Raw genomic sequence first — 6226 nt, 5'->3', positions numbered from 1 at the left:
TGAGAAGTATGGCATGACAAAACAAGATGCCTTGATGCTAGGTAGTGCGACAATTGATTTTGATGTTTCTCAGGTAGTAGATATTGTTAAAGGGATTCACGGAACGATTCCCAAGCAGTTGTTTCCGACTCAGTAATTCAAGTCAGCAATTTAGACAAAGTCAATTCGTAGGGACGTACATCTGTATGCCCCTACAGCTCATCTACATAGAATTACTAATTACAAAATACTAATTACAAATTACAATTCACAAATTATACGCAAGTTATAGTTCGCCAATCCTCTATGCTTAATTCTCATTCTCATGATGGTCATTCTCATGATGGTATCCACGGCTGCACTTGTCATACACTGAGCAACTACGATCGCAAAATTAAATTATTATGGACGGCGCTCATCGCGATCGCCAGTTTTGCCGCAATTGAATTTGGGGTGGGCTATTGGAGTCATAGTTTAGCTTTACAAGCTGAATCCGGTCATTTGCTGTCAGATAGCTTTGCTTTGGCTTTGTCACTGCTAGCAGCGTGGTTCGTACAGCGACAAGCAGCTAGAGGAGAAAATTTTGCCCATATGCGGGTCGAAGCTATCGCCGCTGTACTCAATGGTTTGGGACTGGTAGCGATCGCAGTTTGGATTGCAATTGAATCTGTCTCTCGCCTCCAGTCTCCACCGACAGAGATCCTCAGTTTACCCATGTTGGTGACTGCTGGGGTAGGTTTGGGAGTCAATGGGTTTAATGTCTTTTTACTGCACGACAGCAGCCATCACGATCTCAATGTCCGAGGTGCTTTTCTACATATTTTGGCAGATTTAATTAGTTCGATCGGCGTAATTGTAGCAGCGATCGCAATCTGGCTCATGCATTGGTTATGGGTAGATGGCGCAGTTGGTTTATTTGTATCCAGTTCGATCTTTGTTAGCGCCATTCCTTTAATTATTCAAAGTCTCACTTCAATTCGTAACAAAGTGAGCCTTGAATAGCGACAGCGATTGGCTCCCAACTGTCTAGTTACCCTATATTTCCTCTTCGTCACAAATGGTTAAATCTGTTGGTTGACAGCGCTTAATCACAATTGCAATTCCTTGCGCGCCTTCACCATCAAGGTCTTCAACGTAGCCTGGATAAGCTGCTTTTGCTTCATCGTGGGTTGAGAAAGGTCCAAAATAGTAAGTGCAGCTAGGCTTTGTGGTGATAATTTCTACCCACCACTCAGTTTCTGGTGCTACCCAAAACCCAGCAAATACTTGTTTAATCTGGTCTATTAATCTCATATTGAATGAATGTTTTAGTGGCTTCAGTTCTTATGTGTGGCTTCTTTCGTAAGAAGGAGGAAAGCATAAAGATATTCTAACTGCTAAGTCTATTGCGATCGAGAATACAAAAAAAGGCGGCTTTTGTACTATGAAACAACAGACTTTTTCAGACAACTGCTAAATAATACCAACTTTTGACATGTAAGTTTTGATGTTGATATTTAAGGTGACAACGATTAATATAATTCATCTTCTCCATTTTAGTAAATAGGGTTGTAATTAAGAAAAGCAAGAGAAGCTCTTCTAAAGTGGTTCAACGTAGCCTGGATAAGCTGCTTTACTCCATGATGGGCTTGGAAGGTTTCACAATAAATGTAGCGAGACTTTACGATGATGATTTCTATCCAGTAATTAGCCTTCTGCTCTACCCTAAACCTAGTAAATACTTATTTGCTTCGGCTCTCAATCTCATATTGGATAAATATTGTAGTTACTTTACTTAAATGTGGTTTCTATCGTAGGAAGGAAAAACATAAAGTGTTTTTAACTGCTAAACCTACTGCGATCGGCAATCCAAAAAACGCGATTACTGTGCTAGGTGACCCCAGAATTTATTCATCTCATTATTATAAAATAGCAATTATTCATGTTCGGATTTTAGCATTGATGTTTAGCTTATTAACGATTCATATAATTCACGATTTGCATTTTGGTAAGTAGATATGTCATTAAGAAAAGCAAGAGAAGCTCTTTCAGGGGAATATGATTGTAAATTCTAAATTCTTCTTTTCTCCTGACTCCTGTACGGGCGTATTTTAACAATGAGATACTTGTACTGGCTACAGGCAGTACGGATAATCTGCCCTTATGACTCCTAATACATGAAAATTGCCACTTGGAATGTGAACTCGGTTCGTACCCGCCTAGAGCAGGTGATAGATTGGTTAAGACAAACTCCAGTAGATGTACTGTGTTTACAAGAAACCAAAGTAGTAGATGCAGATTTTCCGCGATCGCCCTTCGAGCATCTAGGTTATTATGTATACACTTCTGGGCAAAAGTCCTATAACGGCGTTGCTATCCTCAGCCAACAGCCGTTACAAGACATGAGTACTGGGTTTGCACCACTGTTAGGAGAGAGCGGTATTGTAGAAGCTGAGTTACTCGCAGCTTTAGACGAACAGAAGCGAGTTATTGCAGGTACGCTCGATCGCGTCCGCATCGTCAATCTTTACGTCCCTAATGGTGCGGCAGTGGGCAGTGAAAAATATGATTATAAGTTAGGGTGGTTGAAAGTCCTGCGGGAATATTTGCGATCGCAATTGCTCGTTTCTCCGGCGATGTGCGTTTGCGGTGATTTTAATATTGCTCCCGACGAGCGAGATCTGCACGATCCAGACAAGCTGACAGGTCAAATTATGGCATCAGAACTAGAACGTCAAGCCTTGCAGGAGATTTTAGCACTAGGGTTTGCTGATGCCTTTCGCAAATTTATCACAGAAGGCGGACACTATAGCTGGTGGGACTATCGCACCGCAGCATTCCGCCGCAATTTAGGTTGGCGGATCGATCATCTATACTTATCGCCAGAATTGTACCAGCAGGCGATCGCGTGTTGGATCGATCCCGCACCGCGGAAGCTACCTAAGCCTAGCGACCATACACCAGTTGTTGTTGAATTTTAGCAATATGAGATTCAGCTTTTTACGTTTTAGCTCCCCCCTCCCCCTTCACAAGGAGGAAATTAGCTCCCCCCTGACCCCCCTTAAGAAGGGGGGAACTGGATTTTCTCTAGCCCCTCTGATTAAAAAAGGGGAGAATGGAACTCAAAGTCCCCCTTTTCAAAGGGGATTGAGGGGGATCTATAAGACTAAGGAAGCGATCGCGATGATAATTGCCACTCTAACCGCGATCGCTCTGAGTTTACCAGCAATTGCCCAACAACCACCCGCAGCCGACATCCGCGACGCTTGGAAGCCAGTTTACAAACAACTCCCCAATCTTCCACTCGAGAATAAATATGTGAGTAGAGAGTCAGGAAAAGTCAATCCAGATAGCACTCTTGTCAACCGCTTAATTGAGTATCACGTTTATGTCAAAGGTCGAGCGCCCAACTACCGGCTAGATTGGAAATTGACCCTAGCAGATTATTTAGGGGCAAACGAACTCATTCAAGACACTACGTATCCAGGGGCAAAAACCTTACATCAAAATCCCCTAGAAGGCGATCGCGCTGCAATTAACCGCCTCAATCGCACGCAACGGGATGCTTTGGTACAGAGTCTAGTTAATGTCTTTACTCCCAAAACCTCCACACCTCCCACTACCAACCAACCACCACCAACCACCAACCAACAACCACCAACCTTTTCTCAACCAAAACCAGGCGATGCAGACTTATTGAAATGAATGCGTCATTTGTCATTGGTCATTCAACATTGGTCATTTGTTGACTGACAACTGGTCACTGGTCACTGGTCACTGATTACTGCTCCCTGCTCCCTGTTAACTGATAACTGACAACTGATTTCCTCTTGACACGGGGAACGTAACATCATAATCTAACGAGAGTTAATGAAAATTGTTAGCAACTATTTTCTATGGGTTCTGATAACATTGCTATCCAGCAGCGAGAGAAAGAAGCGCGATCGCTGAAGACTCTTTTAGCTTGTAGCTTGGTTGGTTCCATAGCTTTGCACGTCGGTCTGCTATACGCAGGTATTGATAAATTATGGCAAAGGAATTTCACCCAGCCAAAACCTATAGAAGTTGTTGTCGTCGATCCTCCTAAAAAACCGGAGGTCAAGAAGCCAGAACCAAAACCAGAACCACCAAAACCAAAACCGCAGCCACGGCGGGTACAACAGCCCAGAGTCAGACAGCCTCAACGAGTAGTACGCCAGTCGCCCCCCCCAAAAGTTGTTAAGGCTACACCCAAGCCCGTACCGCGCGCTGTGACTCCGCCGCCAAAGGCTGTTACGCCGAAGCCCGCACCTGTCCCAGCACCAGTAGCAACTCCCGATCCGCAATTGAGAAGTAAGTTATCGGATCTGAGGAATTCTAGGGCAGTGCCAGAAAAAGTATTAACTGGTACGGGCAATCCTCAAGCACCCGCTGTAGCTCCCAGTCCTAGTACGGGTACTGGTAGAACTCCCGTAGCAACAGGACCGAGAACTGTCAGGCAACCGCGAAGCGAAACGGGTGATTCCGAAGGTTCTAACACTCTCACCTGTCGTCGTTGTCCTGAGCCTAAGTATCCAGCCAGTGCCAGGAGGAGAGGAGTTGAGGGGGTTCCCAAAGTTGCTTTCTATGTCGATCGAGATGGGAATGTTAGCAACGTCCAATTAGTGCAGTCTAGTGGTGATGAAGACCTAGATGCAGCAGCACTCAAGCAGGTATCGCGTTGGAAATATAACGATCTCAAAAGAGAGAGACGTGTCGTGCTGAGAGTTCGTTTCGTCCTCAATTAAGATTGGCGTTAACTAAGATTGGTGTTGATGTTGCATGTAGACTCGATCGCATATGCGATCGAGTTTAGACTTTCAAATCTCCTAATTTTGAAGTTTCGTATAAAAAAATACTTGTTTTCATAGCAGTTGTGAAATACTTAAAATTTAATGCTATTAATTTGCATTAATAATGATAAAATTTCCTAGTTGAAGATAGATTGATAAGTCAGTAGTTCAGCATGTAGCTTGCGCCTGAGCTGTATCGAATTACTGTAGCTTTGCGTGAGGAAATATCGTGAATAAAATGCATTTGGTCAGTTGTGTGGGACTGGCTGGAATTGTTTTGACTATTACGTCACAGCCAGTAAAGGCTGATATAGTCAAGGTAACTGCTGTAGAAATTCAACCGACAGCATCAGGAACAGAGATTGTATTAAAAACGACGGATGACGAGTCGCCGCAGGTTTTTACATCTAGTTTTGGTAAAACTTTTGTTGCTAATGTTGTCAATACTCAATTACAAATTTTAGATAGAAAGAATCTGCGACAAATAAACCCTGTAAAGGGTATTGCGGCGGTGACAGTTAGCGAGGCTGGAGCTAATAGTCTCCGTATTGTTGTGACAGGTGAGACAGAGTTACCGAAAGTACGGGTACGACAAAGCGAAAAGGGTTTGGTTTTGAGTGCAACTACATCTGCAACTACTGTCACTCAACCATCATCCACACCCCCAGCAACGGCAACTCCTCCAGCAGCAGAAACTCCAGAAACAACGGCTCAACCTCCGCAACCAGAAGCTACTCCTCCAGCACCAGAAACATCAACAGCAGGGGAAGAACAGGAAATAGTCGTTTCAGCCACTCGAACGGAAGAACAGATCGAGGATGTACCTCGTAGCGTAACGGTAATTAACCGCGAACAAATCGAGAAACAGACGGCGAATAGTAGAGATTTAGGTGAGATCCTCAGCAAACTCGTTCCTGGTCTAACACCACCCAGACAGCAGTACTATGCGCCAACGTTGCGGGGACGTAATCCTTTAATTTTGATTGACGGCGTGCCTGTCAGTAGTAACTTTACTACAGGCTTTGGTAGAGATTTAAGAACGATTGATCCAGGAGCGCTCGAACGAATTGAAGTGGTGCGGGGTCCTTCTGCTATCTATGGTGAAGGGGCAAGTGGTGGGGTCATCAACTTCATTACTCGCATACCGCAAGAGGAATTTACTTCTACTACTGAGATTAGAACTAATTTTTCTACTACCCACCCATCAGATAGTTTTGGCTATAACTTTCAACAGGGAATTTCTGGTACTGAGGGCAATGTTGATTACATTCTCAATCTTGGCTTGACAACCACTGGCGATTGGTTTGATGCTGAAGGCGATCGCATTCCGATTTTCGACTACGATGCTAGCAACAGCACTACTATCAATGCTTTAGGGAAAGTCGGGATAGATCTAACTGACGAGCAACGCTTGCAATTTACATTTAATCGTTTCAATGACACGCAGAGCTACAGAG

General features: G+C 44.0%; 6 protein-coding genes. 5 read left to right on the top strand and 1 reads right to left on the bottom strand.

The window, feature by feature from the left end:
* Nucleotides 1–285 precede the first annotated feature (285 nt).
* Nucleotides 286–981, top strand: coding sequence for a cation diffusion facilitator family transporter (locus ACRC32_RS22055; RefSeq protein WP_438555985.1), 696 nt, complete (start codon nt 286–288; stop codon nt 979–981).
* 33 nt (nt 982–1014) lie between these two features.
* Here ACRC32_RS22055 and ACRC32_RS22050 read toward each other — a convergent pair whose 3' ends face one another.
* On the bottom strand, nt 1015–1272 hold the full coding sequence (locus tag ACRC32_RS22050) for a DUF1816 domain-containing protein (RefSeq protein ID WP_438555984.1): 258 nt from the start codon (nt 1270–1272) through the stop codon (nt 1015–1017).
* A gap of 863 nt (nt 1273–2135) precedes the next feature.
* On the opposite strand from ACRC32_RS22050, the gene xth reads away from it, so the two are divergent.
* From xth to ACRC32_RS22030, 4 genes are all read left to right on the top strand, one after another.
* Nucleotides 2136–2939 carry an exodeoxyribonuclease III gene (xth, locus tag ACRC32_RS22045; protein ID WP_438555983.1) on the top strand — a complete coding sequence of 268 codons (804 nt, stop codon included), beginning with the start codon at nt 2136–2138 and terminating at the stop codon, nt 2937–2939.
* A 202-nt stretch (nt 2940–3141) separates the two neighbouring features.
* Nucleotides 3142–3663, top strand: coding sequence for a hypothetical protein (locus ACRC32_RS22040; protein ID WP_438555982.1), 522 nt, complete (start codon nt 3142–3144; stop codon nt 3661–3663).
* A gap of 191 nt (nt 3664–3854) precedes the next feature.
* Nucleotides 3855–4724 (top strand): TonB family protein, encoded by an 870-nt coding sequence (locus ACRC32_RS22035; RefSeq protein WP_438555981.1) that lies wholly within the window; start codon nt 3855–3857, stop codon nt 4722–4724.
* Between the two features lie 283 nt (nt 4725–5007).
* A partial coding sequence (locus ACRC32_RS22030) for a TonB-dependent receptor plug domain-containing protein (RefSeq protein ID WP_438555986.1) occupies nt 5008–6226 on the top strand: 1219 nt, incomplete at its 3' end.

Origin of the sequence: Chroococcidiopsis sp. (assembly GCF_051657925.1) — a bacterium.
In the GTDB taxonomy this organism is placed as follows: Bacteria; Cyanobacteriota; Cyanobacteriia; order Cyanobacteriales; family Chroococcidiopsidaceae; genus Chroococcidiopsis.
Note: the sequence above shows the minus strand (reverse complement) of the source record. Positions and strands in the feature narration are given on the sequence as shown.